Here is a 15,590-nt window from a genome sequence, read left to right as displayed (position 1 = left end):
CGCGGCCCGTTTTACCTTCCGCCTGGTCGATCTTATCGAAAGCGGCTATGGATTATGACGCTCGTGGCGTAAGCCCCTCGTTTTAAAATAGCGTATAACTCCAGCACCGAAAGTTCACTCCCTACAATCGCCCCCTCTCCCGCGGGAGAGGGGGCAGGGGGGTGAGGTCGTTAAGGAACATGCCGCGCCAAGCCCGTCGAAGCGTGGCAGAGGTCATCACGCCTACTCCTCCGAACCCAGACTGAAATTATATACGGCCGCAAGGGTGACGCCGGAGAACGTTAATTTTGAGTTCCCTCCTTCAGTGTTCCGGTCATTGGACTCGAAATACTGGTGGCGCCACCCGAGACTGAGGGTGGTCGACATGGAATCAATGTAGTATGCCAGCGACACGGCGGCATTGTAGCCCGTTTCAATACAGTATGTGTCCGCCATGTTATTATCAGTCGTCTTACCATGAAGGCGCATTACCGAAATATTGGCGAGGGCGAAGAGCGACTCATAAAGGGGGAGCGTAAACCCCAGGCCGAGCCCCGGCCCGTAGGTATAGTGTTTAAAATCGGCGGACCCGAACGGCGGAACCACGCCGCTGTCCCGGGCATCGTATCGCATGTACTTCAACCCGCCGAATACCTTGAGCCACTTGAAAATGGAGTAGTTGAGCGTGGTGTCCGAATCGTATCTCCGGTAATTAATGGACATCGGAATCCCGCTGGGTTCAAACTTGTAATTTCCGGTGAGAAACACGGTCGTTACCGACCAGTCCTTTGCGAAGTCAATCCCCACTACCGGGCCGTACATCGGCGACCATTCGCTATTAATTGTGCTGCCGTCCTGGGATTCAAATTCCCATTCCGAATACCATGTGCTGGCCCCCACGCTCATACCGGCGGCCTCCGCGTTCGCCGGCGGCATGAATGTCGTCGCGCACACCGCCGCACTCACTATTAATGCCACTATCCCTTTTTTCATACACCTCTCCTGCATATATAACATTAATGATTTGAAATACGCGTTTTAAATTTTGTGACCGCCGGATGGTCACAATTCAGATATGTATCATCTTATGGAAGGTTTCGTCAAGCAAATGACAGAGCTGAAGGAAGATTAGGAGAGAGGATAGGGATGGAATTCAACAGGTCAGGGCTGATTTCGCATGATCCAGGGGCGGCGCGCTTCACTCCCTGGCCCCACCTCGGATTTTTCGTGTAATGTAACAGGGTCCGCCCGCCGCATACTCTGAAAGATGCGATGTTCGGTCTTTTCCCACGGTCCCGGTACTATTTCCCCCAGCGAGGGGGGAATATCTTTTTGTAATCCTTTGTTTCTTCTTCGCCGGGGCAGGCTATTATATAAATTATATTATCTTCTCCGGTTTTAGTCGTTCTCTGCTCGGTACTATTATGGAATTTACACAACACAAACCCGTCTCGATAAAGAATATGGCTGTCACATGATTTGCATTTTTCCAATATCATAATGGTCTTATGTCCAACTGTAATTTGACAAACCGAGCAAACGGAAACTTTTACATCGCTTTAAACCATGTCGCACGGCTGTTTCATCTTCTGGATATTCCAGGAGACATATTATGTGCATTCATTATATGTTGCTATTGAATTTGTAAATCTATTTTTGAAGAGACCGTATACATCGATTTTATGCAAAATATACGGTATTTTATTAATCCGGGGGCTCGAACCTCATGCGCTCATTCATTCGCCCGCCGGTCCCCCTTCTGGCGCATGGTGTACATCCATTGTCAATGCTCAATTGGTATGGGTGTGATGCACTGGCCGCGAATTCACCTCTTAACCAAGTTTCCACTCCGATAAACAGTTGACGGCACCCGGCGGCACCATACGGTTGAGCCGGCGAACGCAAGTGCGACAAAGTTAAACAGGGCTGAAATTAAAATGCCTTCGGATTCCATCGATAATAGATACCTGCGCTACTTCGACGGAAGTGGCGCCGCGCTTAGAGTCGTGAGCCGCGCGCTCGAGGGCGCGCGCATCGTCCGAATCGCAACCGCCTATTTCGAGCCCTCGGGCTACCAGTGCCTGCGCGAGACTCTCCGCGGAAAAGAGGTCAGGTTGCTCCTGGGGCGCCCGGATACGGGAGCCGACAAGATCGCCGAGGCAATCGGCGAGTTTTTCACGGCGCTCGCCGCCGGTCCGGTCGAGGAGCGCACCCGCGCAATGGAGGAGCTGTGCTCGGCGCTGGAGCGCGGCCTCTTCCAGGTGGCGGTCTCGGCCGGCGATGGGGGGCGGCCCGCAACCATCGGCCCGCGCTATCTCTATCATCACGCCAAGCTGTACATCGCGGACCGCCGCCATGCTGTCGTGGGCTCGTCCAATTTCACCTTCAGCGGCCTGGTCACCAGCCGCGAGGCCGGAGTTATGGTAACCGATCCCGACGACGTGCGCTACTTTGTGGAGCGCTTCGACGCCTATTACAAGAAGGCCGTGCCGGTGGCCGAAGAGCTCCTCGAGCGCCTGAGGGAGTGGCTTCTTGTGTATAGGCCCTTCGACATATACATGCGCTCGCTCATCGAGCTCTACGGCCTGCCGTCGGACGCCGCGCGGGGTCGGCTTCCGGAACTGGCGGGCTACCAGCGCCCCGTGGTTTCGCGCATCATCCGTAATTTCGAGGAGTACGGCGGGTGCATGCTGGTGGCCTCCACGGGACTGGGCAAGACCATCATGGCGGCGCACGTGGTGGCCTATCTCAGGATGAAGGGCGATATCGACTCGGCCATCGTGCTCTGCCCGGCGGGCCTCAAGTCCATGTGGAACCGCACCATGCGCGCGGCGCGGGTGTCGTGCGCCGAGTTTTCGTATTATATACTGTCGGTCGACGACTGGAAAACGTACAAGGAAATCGGCATCCTCGAGCACGAGCTCAGGCAGGCCGATGGAAAGACGGTCATCATCCTCGACGAGAGCCATCATCTAAGGAACGCGGACAAGCAGGGCGCCTTGCGGATCAAGAACCGGAGAATTATCGATTCGGTCAGCCGCTCGGCACGCGTGCTATTGATGACGGCCACGCCGTACAGCCGCAAGGTTGACGACATCAACGACCAGCTCATGATTTTGCCCCATATGCTGAAAGAGGAGGGCCTGCTCGGCATGGAGGTCGGTCGCCCGTGGAGCGTTGAAAGACCCGGTGACCTTTCCGAAATGCCGCCCGGCGTGGTGCTCACCGCCCCCAGCGTCGTCAAATACTTCAGCTCCGAGGACGGGACGGGGAACCGCTACGTGCTGTTTTCGGGGGACCAGCGGCGCTTTTTCCCAAGGAAGATGCATATCCGCAACCTGCACTACGAAAATCCGATGGACGATCTATTGCTGGATCTGTTGAACAGCGGACTCCTCAACCGCAGGGACTCTCTGTACGACGAGGACGAGGCTTTGCTCTTCGAAGACGCATCGAGCGGCGTCCGCAATCCCCTTTTCGAGGCGCATATCGTCCATCAGTTCTGCTCTTCCCTTAAAGAGGTGGATTCGCTTCTCGGTAAAATGCAGGCGGAGGGTGGTTTTTCCACGCTCCGCTTCGCCAGCCAGAAGGAGCTCTCGGAATATGTTCACACGACGCGCTGCGACCTGCATCCGGTCATCGCGGGTGATGCGGGGATTTGCACCGACCCCAAGATCAACGCACTGCTTGGCATTCTTAATGAATTCAACGCCGACAAGACCGTGATCTTCTGCCATTATCGCGAAACCGCGCGTTACGTGGCGGACTGCGTAAAGCGCTACGCTCCCGGACGGACCGTAGAGACTACGGTCGAGAAGAAACCGGACGACATTGAGCGGATACTGCGCCGCTTCGCGCCCAAGGCCAACACCATCGATATCTCTTCCGACGAAGAGGAACAGCGCGAAGAAAACGGCGCGATAGACGTGCTCGTTGCGACCGGCGCCATGTCCGAAGGGTTCAATTTTCAGGACGCGCCCCTGCTTATAAACTTCGACCTTCCCTGGACGGTGCTGGTGCTCGCGCAGCGCATGGGACGCATTCTCCGTCCCTGGCACGAGCCGCGCGACGTCTATATCTACAACCTGATACCGTCGACCATGGCGAACAACAGGATAAGCCACGCGCTCAACTGGAAGGAGCGGCTGTACGCGCGCAATAAAGAGTTCAGCTCGTTCGCGGACATCCCGGTGATGGTCGAAAAGGGCTCCGAGTTCGAGATGATCGAACTCGCACGTTCGATCGGCCGTTTCGGCGACGCAGAGCTCGGGCTCGATCAGGTTTTCAAGTTCATCGAGAACGCCGATCAGCTGAAGACGAGCGCGTTTATCGACGACCTCGCCGCGCTTTCTCCGGAAGAACTGGAAGCGCTCCGCAACCTGCCCGATGGTATTAAGAGCTATAAAAAAACCGAGGTTAAAACCCCGGGCCTTTATGCGCTTTTCAGCTATAGAAATCGGGCGTATCCGGTGTTGTTCGACCGGAAGGGCGATATCCTCATGGACAATGACCGGATGGACGAGATAATGAATCTCATTCGGTCGGATACGGGCGAAGAGGCGTATCTCGCGGCGATGGACCCCGATGAAATGGACCGATGGGTGGCGCGCTCGCGCAACACCTGGGCGGCGAGCAGGAAGATCATGCCGGATGATATCGCGATCCTCTGCTGGATGGCGCTCTTGCCGGGATGACAGGGGTGTTTACCCCGCCTCGGTTTATTTAATACCCCCGAACCCGCCCGGAAGCACCGGGATATCCTCGCAGACGGTTTTCCATACGATATCCGGATCGATGCTGAAATACCCGTTGGCGATCACGTTCCTCATGCCGATAATCACCCGCCGGTCGATTTAAGGATGGCGTTCCCGTGTATCTGCGGGGATTTTGCCGGCGGCCTCACCGATTATAAAGAGGTTGTGGATGACCGAATCGTAGGTCTTGGAGTCTCTGCGGAAAATATCCTCGTCGGGCCCGCGGGTATACGCCTGCATCTTGCCGATCGCTTCCTCGATGTCCGCGATATACAGTATATAATCCCTCAATCCACTCAACCTCGCCGAGGACCCGGTGTTTGATGCGGGGCTTGATGCCATTGACGGTTACGAGGTCGACCTCCGGTTCAGGATGCCGGGAGGTCGTCCGAGAGGTGGACATACTCGAAAAAAATGGCCTCTGAAAAGTCGGCCACCAGGTCGACGTCGCTGCCGTCGTTGTGCGCGTCCCGTACGGTGGAGCCGGACAGGCCAATGCGGCTGGCGTGGTATTTTTTCAGAACGGATGAGTTCCGTTTAAGTTTCTGTTTGATGTGGATTTTGTTCGTGATGCCAATACATTGCTTCGCTCGGGCCCGCTTGTCAATTAATAAACTCCATGGGGACCGGGCACGCCTGGCCCCCATAAAGGTAAAGTCCCCTCTAATACCAGTTCAGCACGTCCTCGGCAAATCCCAGAAAGCGGTCGACCTTCAGCGTCTTGCCGTCGTCGAGCACCACCGTGCCCGTAAAGTAGCCGAAAACCTGGTGCTGGACCGACTTGATGATGCCCATGTTGACGGCGCTGGCGCGATCCACCACGGGCTCGAAGTCCATTTCGAAGCGTCCGTCGCCGGAGGTAAACTTCCACGGGGCCAGGTAGTTCGTGGTGTCGATGTGGAAGGTCACCTCGGCCAGTTTGTGCGCCCTGTTCTTGTAGAAGATCAGGTTCTCGGAGGCGGGCGAACGGTCGCTGAAGCCATAGCCTATATTCCATCCGAAGGGCTGATTTTTTAGAAGGCCCGAGGCCGAGCCCCAGTACCAGCGGTTTTTATAGGTCCAGTTGCCGCGCCCCCAGTCCAGGCCGCCGAAGGAGTCTTTCGGATCGAACTTGTATTTCGTTTTGCCGATGGTGATCGCTCCCTTTGCGGGCATACAGTTGATCTTCTGGTTGAGATAAAAAGCCTTTCGGTTCTCCCTCCACGATGTGGCGATGCACATGGTGTCCATTTCAGGGTCGCGCGTGAGCGCGATCTCGCCCGAAAGACCGCGCTTGCCGTCGGGAGTCTCGAAACCCGGGCATTCGAGCGTGATGATGCGCTCGTTCCCCTTCAGGCGGTACGATATCGCGAGCTTTTTGTCGCGAAAGCTCACGTCGCCTTTGTCCGAGGTGGGCGAAAGGCCCGTCCTCCCCATGGGAAGAATGCTCATGGTGTCCACCTGGGTGCTGGTGCGCTTTTTAAGATCGATCCAGGCGATGGCGAACAGGCCCGCGTAGCCCAGGTCGGACATCGTCACGCCTATGCCGTATTCCCCTTCGTGCGAGAGCACGTAGTAGTAGTCCCATTCCTTCTTTCGGAACCAGGGCGCCTTGATTTTGTCGCGGTCGTACTTCCAGTGGAGCTGGCGCGCCCAGCCCTCCTCGATGATATGCCCCTTCTCGTTGAGGAGCTCGACGGGTTTCGTCACTTCGTGCTGTGCCATGGCCGCCTCCGGTGGTGGTTGATTGAATAGAGTGTGAGGAGAGATTCGCGGCAGTCAATCATTATTCGGGCAATTGACCGGTGGATGGGTCATCGAAAAAGCACTTGCAATTTCTGTTTTTCCGGTATATTTGCAAAATGCCTGAAGGAGGGTCAATGTCGCCGCGGTGAGACGATATCCTGCGTTTCTTAAAGGAAAACAAGCCCCATATACGTGATGCGTATCACGTTACACGCATCGGTTTGTTCGGATCGTTCGCGCGCAACACACCCACCGAAAAAAGCGACATAGACCTTATCGTCGAATTCGAGGACAATACGCCGAATCTTTACGATCTTAAAAACAAATTGCGGCAATATATCATGGAGCACCTCGGCAGGGATGTCGATATCTGTCGCGAAAAATATATCAAGCCCTACGCGCGCGAGATGATTTTGAGAGAGGCCATTTATGTCTGAGAAAGACCGCCTTGTTCTCGCCGCGATACTGGAATCCATCGAAAAGGTACGGATTTTCAGCGGGGGCTTGGCCGGGGTCGATGAATTTTACGCGGATATAAAATCCTTCGACGCGGTATTGATGAATTTTGTGACTTTGATATGTACTCTGAAGAGATCTGGCAGGTACTCAAAAACGATACTCTCGATCTGAAATTTAAAGAGTGGTTGCTTTTCCAAGTGTCATTGCGAGCCCCGGCCTTATCGGGGCGTGGCAATCTCATAAAGCATTTAATTCTTTAGTAAAAACCTTTAACATTTTGAGATCGCCACGTCAGCCTGCGGCCTCCTCGCGATGACATTTTTGTCAGTTGCGCAACAAGTCGAAGGATTAAATCGCTGCTCGCAAATAGATGACAAGCCCCGACGGACTTCCGTGTCCCCGCACTCCGGAAACCGCGCCGCGCGACATGCGCGGAGCGGACACGGAACCGCCATGAGACAGCCCGGACCCGCATCTCCATCACACCCGCTTTTCGCCGTGCTCCTCTGCGCGGTGCTGCTCGTCGTCGCGTCCGCGACCGGCGCCGCGCCCCTCCTTCTACATGTCGATCCCCGTATAGCGCTTGAGCGCGACGCCGATGAGAAAGCTCACCAGCGACACCCCGCCGGAGAGGAGCGCCATCTCGGCGAAGCGCGCGCGGAAGGATTCGTCTTTCACCACGGAGTAGTAGTAATTGAAGATCGCGATGATGGCAAGCGCGCAGACGAACATGATGCCGAGCGAGAGATAGCGGTTGTCGAGCACGAGGTAGGGCGCGACCAGCACGGCCACGGTCAGGATATAGGCGATTCCAGTGTAGACCGAGGCCTTCACCGCGCTGTTGTCGCCGCCCTCGGCCTTCGTGGAGAGGTACTCAGAAGCCGCCATGGAGAGCGCCGCCGAGATGCCGGTGATGAGGCCGATGATACCGATGAGCCGCGTGCTCGAGAGCGCGAAGCTGAATCCCACCAGCGCCCCGGTGAGCTCGACCAGCGCGTCGTTGAGCCCCAGCACGACCGAGCCCATGTAGTTCAGTTTGTCCTCGCGCAGCAGGCCGATGAGCCTGTATTCGTGCTTCTTCTCATCCTTGGCGATCGCCGCCACGTCGGGAAACCTCTTCTGATATCGCGAGTATTGTTTAACAGCGCGAGTCTCGCCGCGCTCGAGGAGCTTGAGCGCAAAGGTGGGACCCAGTATCCGCGCTGCGAGGAGTATCCGGTACACGGCGATACGGCCGGCCTTCACGTCAGTCCCGGTGTATCCTTTGAGCAGTGCGTAGTGGCGTTCCTCCTCCTTCGCGAGCCGTGCCAGCACCTTCGCGTTGGGGTCCTCGGACTTCGGCCCCGGGAGCCGCGAATAAATTTCGACCGCCTCGGCCTCGGAGCGCTGCATGGCCAGGAAATCCTTCATCTCGGCAGGCGTTATCTTCTTTCGAGTGCGTGATTTCATGGAGTCCCCCGTAACGGCCTTCAGGCTTTCGGGCTCGCTTTCGGATACGACGGCGCGAGCGAGATGACGAGCTGACCGCCCGAGTAGAGGATGGGCCCGAAGATCATGGGCATGATCTTCGCGTAGCTGTGCAGGGCGAACTCGATGTCGCCGAGATAGAGCATGAGCGTGCCGATCGTCAGAAGCGCCGCCTGCGCGCGTCCGAGCGCCGTCCCGAAGAGCGTCGACGCCGCGCGCGTCACGACGAAGGGAAGCACCAGCCCGTAGATGAGAGCGGGAATGAGCATGTCCCCCAGGAATGGTTTGAGGTACGACATGAGCGCGCCGTAGACAACGAGCGCCGCGGCCCCCACGTAGAGGTCTTGCCTCTGGAAGCCGCTGATGATCGTGAAGCCGACCGCGTAGGTCATGTAGGCGATGACGGCGATGACGAGCCCGCGCATCACCACGAAGGGATCGGTCATGTCGATGTTCAGGAAATCGCCCAAAAGCGCGATGGCGAGCCCGGCGGTCACGAAGGCCGTCAGGCGGCGGTTGACGCCCGCGCGGCGAAGAGAGAGAAGGGCCGTCGCGATGCAGAGGATCGTGATGAGCGGCTGAACGACCATGACGGTCGCGATGTCGTTGGTCCAGCGCGCCTGCCAGTACACGGCGATACCGATCAGCGCGAACGGAACGGGAATGAGATGCGCTCTCATGTGGGCCTCTCTGAAAAGCAGCTGCGGGCCGCGTAGCGGTCCATGGGGTAATGGTGGGGAGGGCGACGCATGGATTGCAAGAAAATTATCGCGCGATGGTTCGAGCGCATTTAATGGCAGGATGAGAGCATCAGGGTCCCGGACTCACCCCGCCTCCATAAACGACCTCAGCGTCTCCCTCGTCGTGAAGCGCGGCTTGAATCCCAGCTCCTTTCGTATCTTTTTTGTGTCCATGGAAAGCGGATACCGAATGTAGTCGATCTGCGACTTGCCGAAGGGCACCAGGCGCAGGCGAAAGAGGATTTCGACCAGCGAGTAGATAAGCTTCGGAGGCAGTGCGAGGTATTTCTTTCCGAGATAGCGCGCGAGCTCCGAATAGCGGATGCCTTCGTCGGCAGCGAGGTTGAACGCCCCGCGAACGTCCTTCACCGCGGCGAGATAAAAGGCCTCGGCGGTGTCGTCCTCGTGGACGAACTGCATGATGGGGTCGTAGCCGCGCACGCCGATGATGACCGGCTGTCGCATGGACTGCGCCGTGGTGCTTTTGCAGGTGGGGCCCATTACGATGCAGGGCCGCAGCACCGCGACGGCGCAGGAACGGTGCGACGCGGCGAAGTCCGCGATCATCCCCTCGATCGTCGCCTTGTTCTCCGAGTACGGGAAGCCCGGCGTGGAGCGGATGGGCGCCGTTTCGGGGAGATAATCGGGCGTGCCCTCGAAAAATCCGTAGGCGCAGTCCGAGCTCGCCACCACGAGCCGCTTCACGCCTGCCTTCGCGCAGGACTCGAGCACGTTCGCCGTGCCGCGCACGTCGACATCGTACTCGAAACCGCTGTCACGCGTGGGATAAGCGATGAAGGCCAGGTGGATCATCGTACCGACGCCGGTGCTGTCGATGATGCCGGCAAGCGTTGCGCCGTCGCGTATATCGCAGCGGTGGTACTCGAAGCGATCGGGAAGTCCGAACGGGGGAGGGGCGATATCCATACAGACGACGCGCTCGAATGAGGTGTCCCGTTCCAGGCGTTTGAGCAGGCGCTTGCCGATATAGCCGAACGCGCCGGTGATTCCGAGTATTTTTTTCGATCCGGCCATTGCTGTCCTCCCTGTGGCATTAAACCGGCGCCGTTGCGGACCCTGTCGCGGAAGGGAACCGAACCGCCGCAGGGCCGCGGCGCGCCATCACATCACGAGCGACTGAATACGTATGAGAAAGTTGCCGAGGTCGCGCGAGTACTCGGGAGAGCCGTCGAGCGCCAGGTAGCCTTTTTCGACGGCCTTAACCATATTGATGTCGTTGGTAAGGATGGGAAGCGCCTCGTCGATGCTCCTGAATTTCATATGAACGAAGGGCTTGCGCCTCGTGCAGGTGCCCGGCCCCGCCTGGGACTTGCCCGCTTTAACGCGCAGATACGCGGCGATGTCGTCCTGGCCGCTCACTGAGAACTGGTAGATGCGTTCGGGCTGTTTGCCGGTCCACTCGGTCATCTCGGGGTCGCCGAGCTTGTTGTAGCGGCTGAGTGCGGCGGCCATCATGTAGATGGAGAGCTTCACCTTTAAACGTCGTTTGGCGGGGTCTTTCGGCCGCGCAGTCGGCATGAGGAGCGTGAGGCTGGCAAGGAGCGCGAGGAGCTTGAGGAAAAGCCCGATCTTCCGGATACCGCGGATGCGCACGAGCGCGGGCTTTCCTCCCAGCATCGCCACCATCCGCCTGATGGTCCTGAACTCGAAGGCGATGTCGGGAGCCTCGCAGACGCCATGCACCACGTCGAGACTGCCGTTCGTAAACGACAGGTAAGAGCCCACGTCGCCGTCCGGGTCACGCGCCACGAACTGGATTTTAGCCGTCACTCCCTCGAATTTTTTCGCGATCGACGGACTGTCCTTGATCACGACTTTCAGCAGGGGGAAGAGCGCCTGCAGGATGAGCTCCGCCGCCAGCCTGTTCCTGTCCGGTGCCATATCAGAACCCGTCCTCCCAGTTTTCTTCCTCCTCGAAGTCGCGCTTCATCACCTCGCGCACTTTTTTTACGATACCGTCGGTGTCGAGCCCGTAGAAATTGTAGAGGTCCTCGGGATAGCCGACAATCGAGTAGCAGTCGGGTATGCCCACACGGCTGAAGGCGCAGGCCCTGCCGCTCTCGGCGATCACCTCGGACACGGCGCTTCCGAGGCCGCCGTACACGTTGTGGTCCTCGAAGGTGATGATGCGCCGCGTCTCGGCGATTGCTTTCAGGATGACCTCCGTGTCGAGGGGCTTGATGGTGTGCATGTTGATCACCCGCACGCTCAGGCCGTCGCTCTCGTGGAGCAGGCGCGCCGCCTCCTTCGCCTGAAGAACCGTTATACCGCAGCAGATGAGGGTGATGTCGCTCCCGGCAGTGATCTCTACGGCCTTTCCGATCGTGAAGCCGTAGTCGTCTGAGGAGTAGCAGGCCTGTTCAAAGCCCCGGCCTATGCGTATGTATACGGGGCCCGGCCGCTCGAGGCAGGCGACGACCGCGTTCGCGCACTCGATTCCGTCGGCGGGGACTATCACCGTCATGTTCGCCATCGAGCGCATGATGGCGATGTCCTCGGTGCAGTGGTGCGTGGTGCCCGCCTGCCCGAAGGAGATGCCGCCGTGTGTCGCGATGATCTTGACGTCCAGGTTCTGGTAGCAGATGTCCGTGCGCACCTGCTCGGCCGCCCGCATGGTGGTGAAGGCGGCCATGGTCGAGACGAAGGGCGTGAGGCCCGACAGGGCGAGCCCCGCCGCCATGCCGAACATGTTCTGTTCGGCGATCCCCGCGTTGAAGAAGCGGTCGGGATACCTCGCCGCGAACACGCCGATCTTCGTCGACCTGGCCAGGTCGGCCGAGAGTCCGACGATTCGTTCGTTCGTTTCGCCCAGTTTGCACAGCACCTCGCCGTATATGTCGGCCTGGGTCATGGTGTTCGCGTCGTATACGTTCCAGGTAAGGCCTTCAGCCATTGCAGTCCTCCGTCGTCGCCCCGCACGGTGCGGGTAGTTTCGCGTTCGATCGTTCACTCAGGCGTCGATGCGCCGTTTCGCCTTCTCCAGCATGTCCGAGTCCAGCCCGCCGTAGTGCCAGCGGACGTCGTTCTCCATGAAGTCCACCCCCTTCCCCTTGACCGTGTGGGCGATGATGACCGTGGGCGCCGAAGCTTCCGCGATCGCCGCGTCGAAGGCCGCGGAGAGCTCCGCAAATGAATGCCCGTTCGCCTCTTTGACGGCGAAACCGAACGATCGCCACTTGTCGGCGAATGGCTCCAGAGCCATGACCTGTTCGGTTCCGCCGTCCACCATGAAGCGGTTGCGGTCGATTAGGGTCACCAGGTTCGTCACCCTGTAGTGCGCCGCGGCCATCGCGGCCTCCCACACGGAGCCCTCGTTGCACTCGCCGTCGCCCAGCAGGCACCAGGTGCGCCAGGCCATGGACTGCCGGCGCGCGCCGAGAGCGAGGCCCACTGCCATGGGCAGTCCGTGCCCCAGCGAGCCCGTGGAGGCGTCGAGCCCGGTCACCTTGTGCTTGTCGAGGTGCATGCCGAAGGGCGACTTGAACTTGTTGAAGCTCTTGATGAGCTCGAAATCGAAATAGCCCCTGCGCGCCAAAAGCGGCGCGAGTCCGGCCCCGGCATGCCCCTTGCTGAGCACGAAGCGGTCACGGTCCGCCATGGATGGATTTTTCGGATCGATGTTCAGGTATTTGTAATAGAGCAGTACCAGCATCTCGACCATGCTGAGCGATCCGCCGACGTGCGCGCCGCCGGCCCAGAAGGTCACGTCGAGGATGTCCTTGCGGAGCTGCCTGGCGTGCTGTGAAAGTTCCTTTATCTCTTTCTCGGTGAGGGGCATGGCGTCCTCCAGATAACGGTGTATATCGCGGAAAACCCGCGGTATCAGTCCATCATGAAAACAGCTTTTAAAATCTTCTCCCTGCCGCCGCGGATCGTCCTGAATGCCCGTTTGTACTCTTTAATGGGGAAGCGATGCGTGATGAACTCCTCCAGCCGTATCTTTTTACGCGCATACAGATCCATCACCGCCTCGAACGAGCTCATCTTTTTTCCGCCGATGGTCTCGCTTCCGTGCGCATTCACGCCGATCATGCGAAGCTCCTGCTGCCAGACCGGGGTCAGGTCGAAGCCGACCGGGGCCAGGCTGTTGCCGATGAGCACGTAGTCGCCGCCGGCCTTGAGCCAGCGCAGGCCGTCGTGTATCGTCGTGGAATAACCAACGCAGTCGTACACGCGGTCGTAGCCGCCGACGATGGTGCTGTTCCCCAGCGGGGCGCGGTAGAGGTGCCCGCCGGTATTGCGCGCGACGGCCTCGTAGGGGTCGCCCTCGAGGACGAGGTCCGCGCCCATGGAGAGCGCGAGCTCCTTCTTGAACGGCACTTTCTCGAGCACGTGGATGGAGCAGTTCGGCTGGAAGACGCGGGCGAACTGGATGACGTTCTGCCCGATCACCCCCGCGCCGATAACCAGCACCCTGTCCCCGCGCGCGGGAGGGCTTTTGAGTACGGCATGCAGCGACACCGACGCCGGCTCGAGCATGACCGCCGCGCCGTCGGAGATGGAATCGGGCACGCGGATGAGCTGCGAGCGGTGCGCGAGGAAGTGGTCGCCGAAGCCGGCGCCGGTGTCGGCCGGCAGAGCAGGGCCCTCCGAAAAATTCTCGCAGAGCGCATAGTTCCCCTCGCGGCAGTGCGGGCAGGAGGGATGTATCTCTTTAATCGAACAGCAGGGAAGATATTTCTGCAATACGACGCGCTGGCCGGGCTTAAGGTCTTTCACACCGCGGCCGGTCTCGACGACCTTGCCCACCAGCTCGTGCCCCATGAAGGCGCGCGGCACGCCGGGCAGGGCGGCGAGGGTGATCTTCGGATGGGCGTGGACGAAAAACAGAGCCATGTCCACGCCGCAGATTCCGGCAAGCCTGTTCTTCACGCGCACCCAGTTGTCGCCGGGAAGAGGCCGGTCGGGCAGTTCGGCGTAGCGGACGGGCGAAAGCGGTGAGAAATACACCCCGGAAAACAGCGGCGCCAGGAGCTTGGTGAGAAGAATCTTCGGGACGCTGACTTCGAAGTAGATGGTTTTCATCGCGATCTCCTTCGTCCGGCGCTGGTTGCGTTTTTTGAAAAACGGCATCGTCCGCCCGTATGCACGGAGAACAAGGGGCAATGGCATGGAGAACCGGAAAGCGCGTATTAAGACTTTCTGCAAGGCGCAAACAATGCGTTTTTGAATTATGACTGATGTAGTCAGCGATTGGCTGAATTGTCAAATATTATTTGTATCAATACAAGTATTATTTTAAAAAATGTCAGGAGGGGCCGATGATCGTGCCGGCTACTGGCGGGAGCCGGGGCGCACCCCGAGGAGGCGGCCCAGGTTTCCGGCCGCCTTGTAGATTACCATAATCTCCTCGTTCGAGAACTGGTCGAGGCCCTTGAGCAGGGTATAGTACGAATGGTCGTCGGAGGCCTGCATGAGCATCTCTCCGGCCGGGGCGAGCGACACCAGGACGTTCCGCCGGTCCTTTTCGTCCTTGGCGCGCGCAACCAGTTTGCGGTGCTCGAGCTTGTCGACGGCGCGGCTGGCGGTGCTGATGTGGATGGAAAGTTCGTCGGCGATCTCGCCGATCCTTGCGGATTTGTTTTTCTTGAGGAAATACAACAGGTACGAATCCTGGTAGGTTAGCCCGAAGAGGAGCACCTTCAGGCGGTCGAACTGGTACACCGCTATCATCGCCTGGTAGAGCGTTTCGTCGAACTCCCCGCGGGGTATATTCAGGCGTTTGGTCTTTTTTTCCATAGAGGTCATTCCGAACCGATAGTGTCCGCCTCGATAGCTGACGGTGTCCGGCGTATCCAATGGGCAGTGTATAGCATCGCAGCGGCGCGCCTGTCAACGGATATATCGCCCGCATGATGCTTGACATCCTCGCCAGGACCGGTTTGGCCATGGGCGCGAAGCCGCAGGCAGGCTGGTATGTCGGCTGGGTCGAAACGGGTGATGACGTATGGTTCTTCGCGTTGCACTGTGGCATGGCGCAACCACATCGATACACGAGGCCTTGCTTTAATAGGATAGTTACTTGTATGGCAACAAGTGCCGAAACACAGAGAGGATTTATCGTTCCCGGCAATCCGTCCACGAGGCGGCATGTCCGCCGGTTTCCTCCCGGAGGAAATCAGTACCATCTGAAAATTCTCAAAAACAGGAGCACCTTGTTCAAGGCGTATACCGTGCGAAGCGCAAGGTATGACATGTGGTGCGGTTGTGTTTCGGTGATGTTCGACCCCCCGCCGCCTGCCGTGGTACGCGCCGGGGGATCCGTCGATTTTCCGTACGGCGGTGGAATGGTGATGGGAGTTCGGTCGCCGCTGCGTACCAAGGCGGTCTCGGTGCCGCTCCATGTAGGCGACCGGTTGTTTCTTTATACCGACGGGCTTCCGGAGACGAGAAACGAAAAGGGCGCAATGATGGGATTCGATGGCGGGCTGGTGGAGATGTTCGC

At 58.6% G+C, this 15,590-nt stretch carries 14 protein-coding genes and 1 pseudogene; 3 read left to right on the top strand and 12 right to left on the bottom strand.

Annotated elements, in window-relative coordinates:
- Nucleotides 1–222: 222 nt before the first annotated feature.
- Nucleotides 223–972 carry a hypothetical protein gene (locus tag VLM75_00850; GenBank protein HSV95459.1) on the bottom strand — a complete coding sequence of 250 codons (750 nt, stop codon included), beginning with the start codon at nt 970–972 and terminating at the stop codon, nt 223–225.
- A gap of 944 nt (nt 973–1,916) precedes the next feature.
- Between VLM75_00850 and VLM75_00845 the strand changes: the two genes are divergently transcribed.
- Entirely contained in the window at nt 1,917–4,673 is a 2,757-nt protein-coding gene (locus VLM75_00845; GenBank protein ID HSV95458.1) for a helicase-related protein, read from the top strand.
- Nucleotides 4,674–4,697: 24 nt separating this feature from the next.
- Here the strand turns inward: VLM75_00845 and VLM75_00840 are convergent.
- The 3 genes and pseudogenes from VLM75_00840 to VLM75_00830 form a co-directional block, all read right to left on the bottom strand.
- Nucleotides 4,698–5,075, bottom strand: a pseudogene (locus VLM75_00840) (DUF86 domain-containing protein).
- 26 nt (nt 5,076–5,101) lie between these two features.
- Complete coding sequence (locus tag VLM75_00835) at nt 5,102–5,380, bottom strand: nucleotidyltransferase domain-containing protein (protein ID HSV95457.1); 279 nt, start codon at nt 5,378–5,380, stop codon at nt 5,102–5,104.
- A 16-nt stretch (nt 5,381–5,396) separates the two neighbouring features.
- Complete coding sequence (locus VLM75_00830; GenBank protein HSV95456.1) at nt 5,397–6,437, bottom strand: DUF2804 domain-containing protein; 1,041 nt, start codon at nt 6,435–6,437, stop codon at nt 5,397–5,399.
- A 176-nt stretch (nt 6,438–6,613) separates the two neighbouring features.
- Here VLM75_00830 and VLM75_00825 point away from each other — a divergent pair, with 176 nt between their 5' ends.
- Nucleotides 6,614–6,895 carry a nucleotidyltransferase family protein gene (locus VLM75_00825; GenBank protein HSV95455.1) on the top strand — a complete coding sequence of 94 codons (282 nt, stop codon included), beginning with the start codon at nt 6,614–6,616 and terminating at the stop codon, nt 6,893–6,895.
- 580 nt (nt 6,896–7,475) lie between these two features.
- Here VLM75_00825 and VLM75_00820 read toward each other — a convergent pair.
- The 8 genes from VLM75_00820 to VLM75_00785 all read right to left on the bottom strand — a co-directional run bounded on the left by VLM75_00820 (nt 7,476) and on the right by VLM75_00785 (nt 14,884).
- Complete coding sequence (locus VLM75_00820; GenBank protein HSV95454.1) at nt 7,476–8,366, bottom strand: VIT1/CCC1 transporter family protein; 891 nt, start codon at nt 8,364–8,366, stop codon at nt 7,476–7,478.
- A 20-nt stretch (nt 8,367–8,386) separates the two neighbouring features.
- Nucleotides 8,387–9,064: a lysoplasmalogenase family protein gene (locus VLM75_00815; GenBank protein HSV95453.1), complete on the bottom strand. Its 678-nt coding sequence runs from the start codon at nt 9,062–9,064 to the stop codon at nt 8,387–8,389.
- A 144-nt stretch (nt 9,065–9,208) separates the two neighbouring features.
- Nucleotides 9,209–10,159 carry an NAD-dependent epimerase/dehydratase family protein gene (locus tag VLM75_00810; protein HSV95452.1) on the bottom strand — a complete coding sequence of 317 codons (951 nt, stop codon included), beginning with the start codon at nt 10,157–10,159 and terminating at the stop codon, nt 9,209–9,211.
- 87 nt (nt 10,160–10,246) lie between these two features.
- Entirely contained in the window at nt 10,247–11,026 is a 780-nt protein-coding gene (locus VLM75_00805; protein ID HSV95451.1) for a hypothetical protein, read from the bottom strand.
- Nucleotide 11,027: 1 nt separating this feature from the next.
- Nucleotides 11,028–12,038, bottom strand: coding sequence for a transketolase C-terminal domain-containing protein (locus VLM75_00800; protein HSV95450.1), 1,011 nt, complete (start codon nt 12,036–12,038; stop codon nt 11,028–11,030).
- Between the two features lie 57 nt (nt 12,039–12,095).
- Nucleotides 12,096–12,923 carry a transketolase gene (locus VLM75_00795; protein HSV95449.1) on the bottom strand — a complete coding sequence of 276 codons (828 nt, stop codon included), beginning with the start codon at nt 12,921–12,923 and terminating at the stop codon, nt 12,096–12,098.
- Nucleotides 12,924–12,967: 44 nt separating this feature from the next.
- Nucleotides 12,968–14,170 (bottom strand): alcohol dehydrogenase catalytic domain-containing protein, encoded by a 1,203-nt coding sequence (locus tag VLM75_00790; protein ID HSV95448.1) that lies wholly within the window; start codon nt 14,168–14,170, stop codon nt 12,968–12,970.
- Nucleotides 14,171–14,419: 249 nt separating this feature from the next.
- Nucleotides 14,420–14,884, bottom strand: coding sequence for a MarR family winged helix-turn-helix transcriptional regulator (locus tag VLM75_00785; protein HSV95447.1), 465 nt, complete (start codon nt 14,882–14,884; stop codon nt 14,420–14,422).
- A 434-nt stretch (nt 14,885–15,318) separates the two neighbouring features.
- Between VLM75_00785 and VLM75_00780 the strand changes: the two genes are divergently transcribed.
- Nucleotides 15,319–15,590: SpoIIE family protein phosphatase (locus VLM75_00780; protein HSV95446.1), on the top strand; the 272-nt coding region annotated here is incomplete at its 3' end.

This window comes from Spirochaetota bacterium, assembly GCA_035477215.1.
GTDB lineage: Bacteria > Spirochaetota > UBA4802 > UBA4802 > UBA5368 > MVZN01.
This window is presented reverse-complemented; position numbering and strand designations above follow the sequence as displayed.

What these genes read in the sequence shown, in the direction of transcription:
- VLM75_00800 (HSV95450.1), bottom strand. Translation starts at nt 12,038, where the DNA reads ATGGCTGAAGGCCTTACCTGGAACGTATACGACGCGAACACCATGACC.
- VLM75_00785 (HSV95447.1), bottom strand. Translation starts at nt 14,884, where the DNA reads ATGGAAAAAAAGACCAAACGCCTGAATATACCCCGCGGGGAGTTCGAC.
- VLM75_00790 (HSV95448.1), bottom strand. Translation starts at nt 14,170, where the DNA reads ATGAAAACCATCTACTTCGAAGTCAGCGTCCCGAAGATTCTTCTCACC.
- VLM75_00830 (HSV95456.1), bottom strand. Translation starts at nt 6,437, where the DNA reads ATGGCACAGCACGAAGTGACGAAACCCGTCGAGCTCCTCAACGAGAAG.
- VLM75_00795 (HSV95449.1), bottom strand. Translation starts at nt 12,923, where the DNA reads ATGCCCCTCACCGAGAAAGAGATAAAGGAACTTTCACAGCACGCCAGG.
- VLM75_00850 (HSV95459.1), bottom strand. Translation starts at nt 972, where the DNA reads ATGAAAAAAGGGATAGTGGCATTAATAGTGAGTGCGGCGGTGTGCGCG.
- VLM75_00820 (HSV95454.1), bottom strand. Translation starts at nt 8,366, where the DNA reads ATGAAATCACGCACTCGAAAGAAGATAACGCCTGCCGAGATGAAGGAT.
- VLM75_00845 (HSV95458.1), top strand. Translation starts at nt 1,917, where the DNA reads ATGCCTTCGGATTCCATCGATAATAGATACCTGCGCTACTTCGACGGA.
- VLM75_00810 (HSV95452.1), bottom strand. Translation starts at nt 10,159, where the DNA reads ATGGCCGGATCGAAAAAAATACTCGGAATCACCGGCGCGTTCGGCTAT.
- VLM75_00805 (HSV95451.1), bottom strand. Translation starts at nt 11,026, where the DNA reads ATGGCACCGGACAGGAACAGGCTGGCGGCGGAGCTCATCCTGCAGGCG.
- VLM75_00835 (HSV95457.1), bottom strand. Translation starts at nt 5,380, where the DNA reads ATGGGGGCCAGGCGTGCCCGGTCCCCATGGAGTTTATTAATTGACAAG.
- VLM75_00815 (HSV95453.1), bottom strand. Translation starts at nt 9,064, where the DNA reads ATGAGAGCGCATCTCATTCCCGTTCCGTTCGCGCTGATCGGTATCGCC.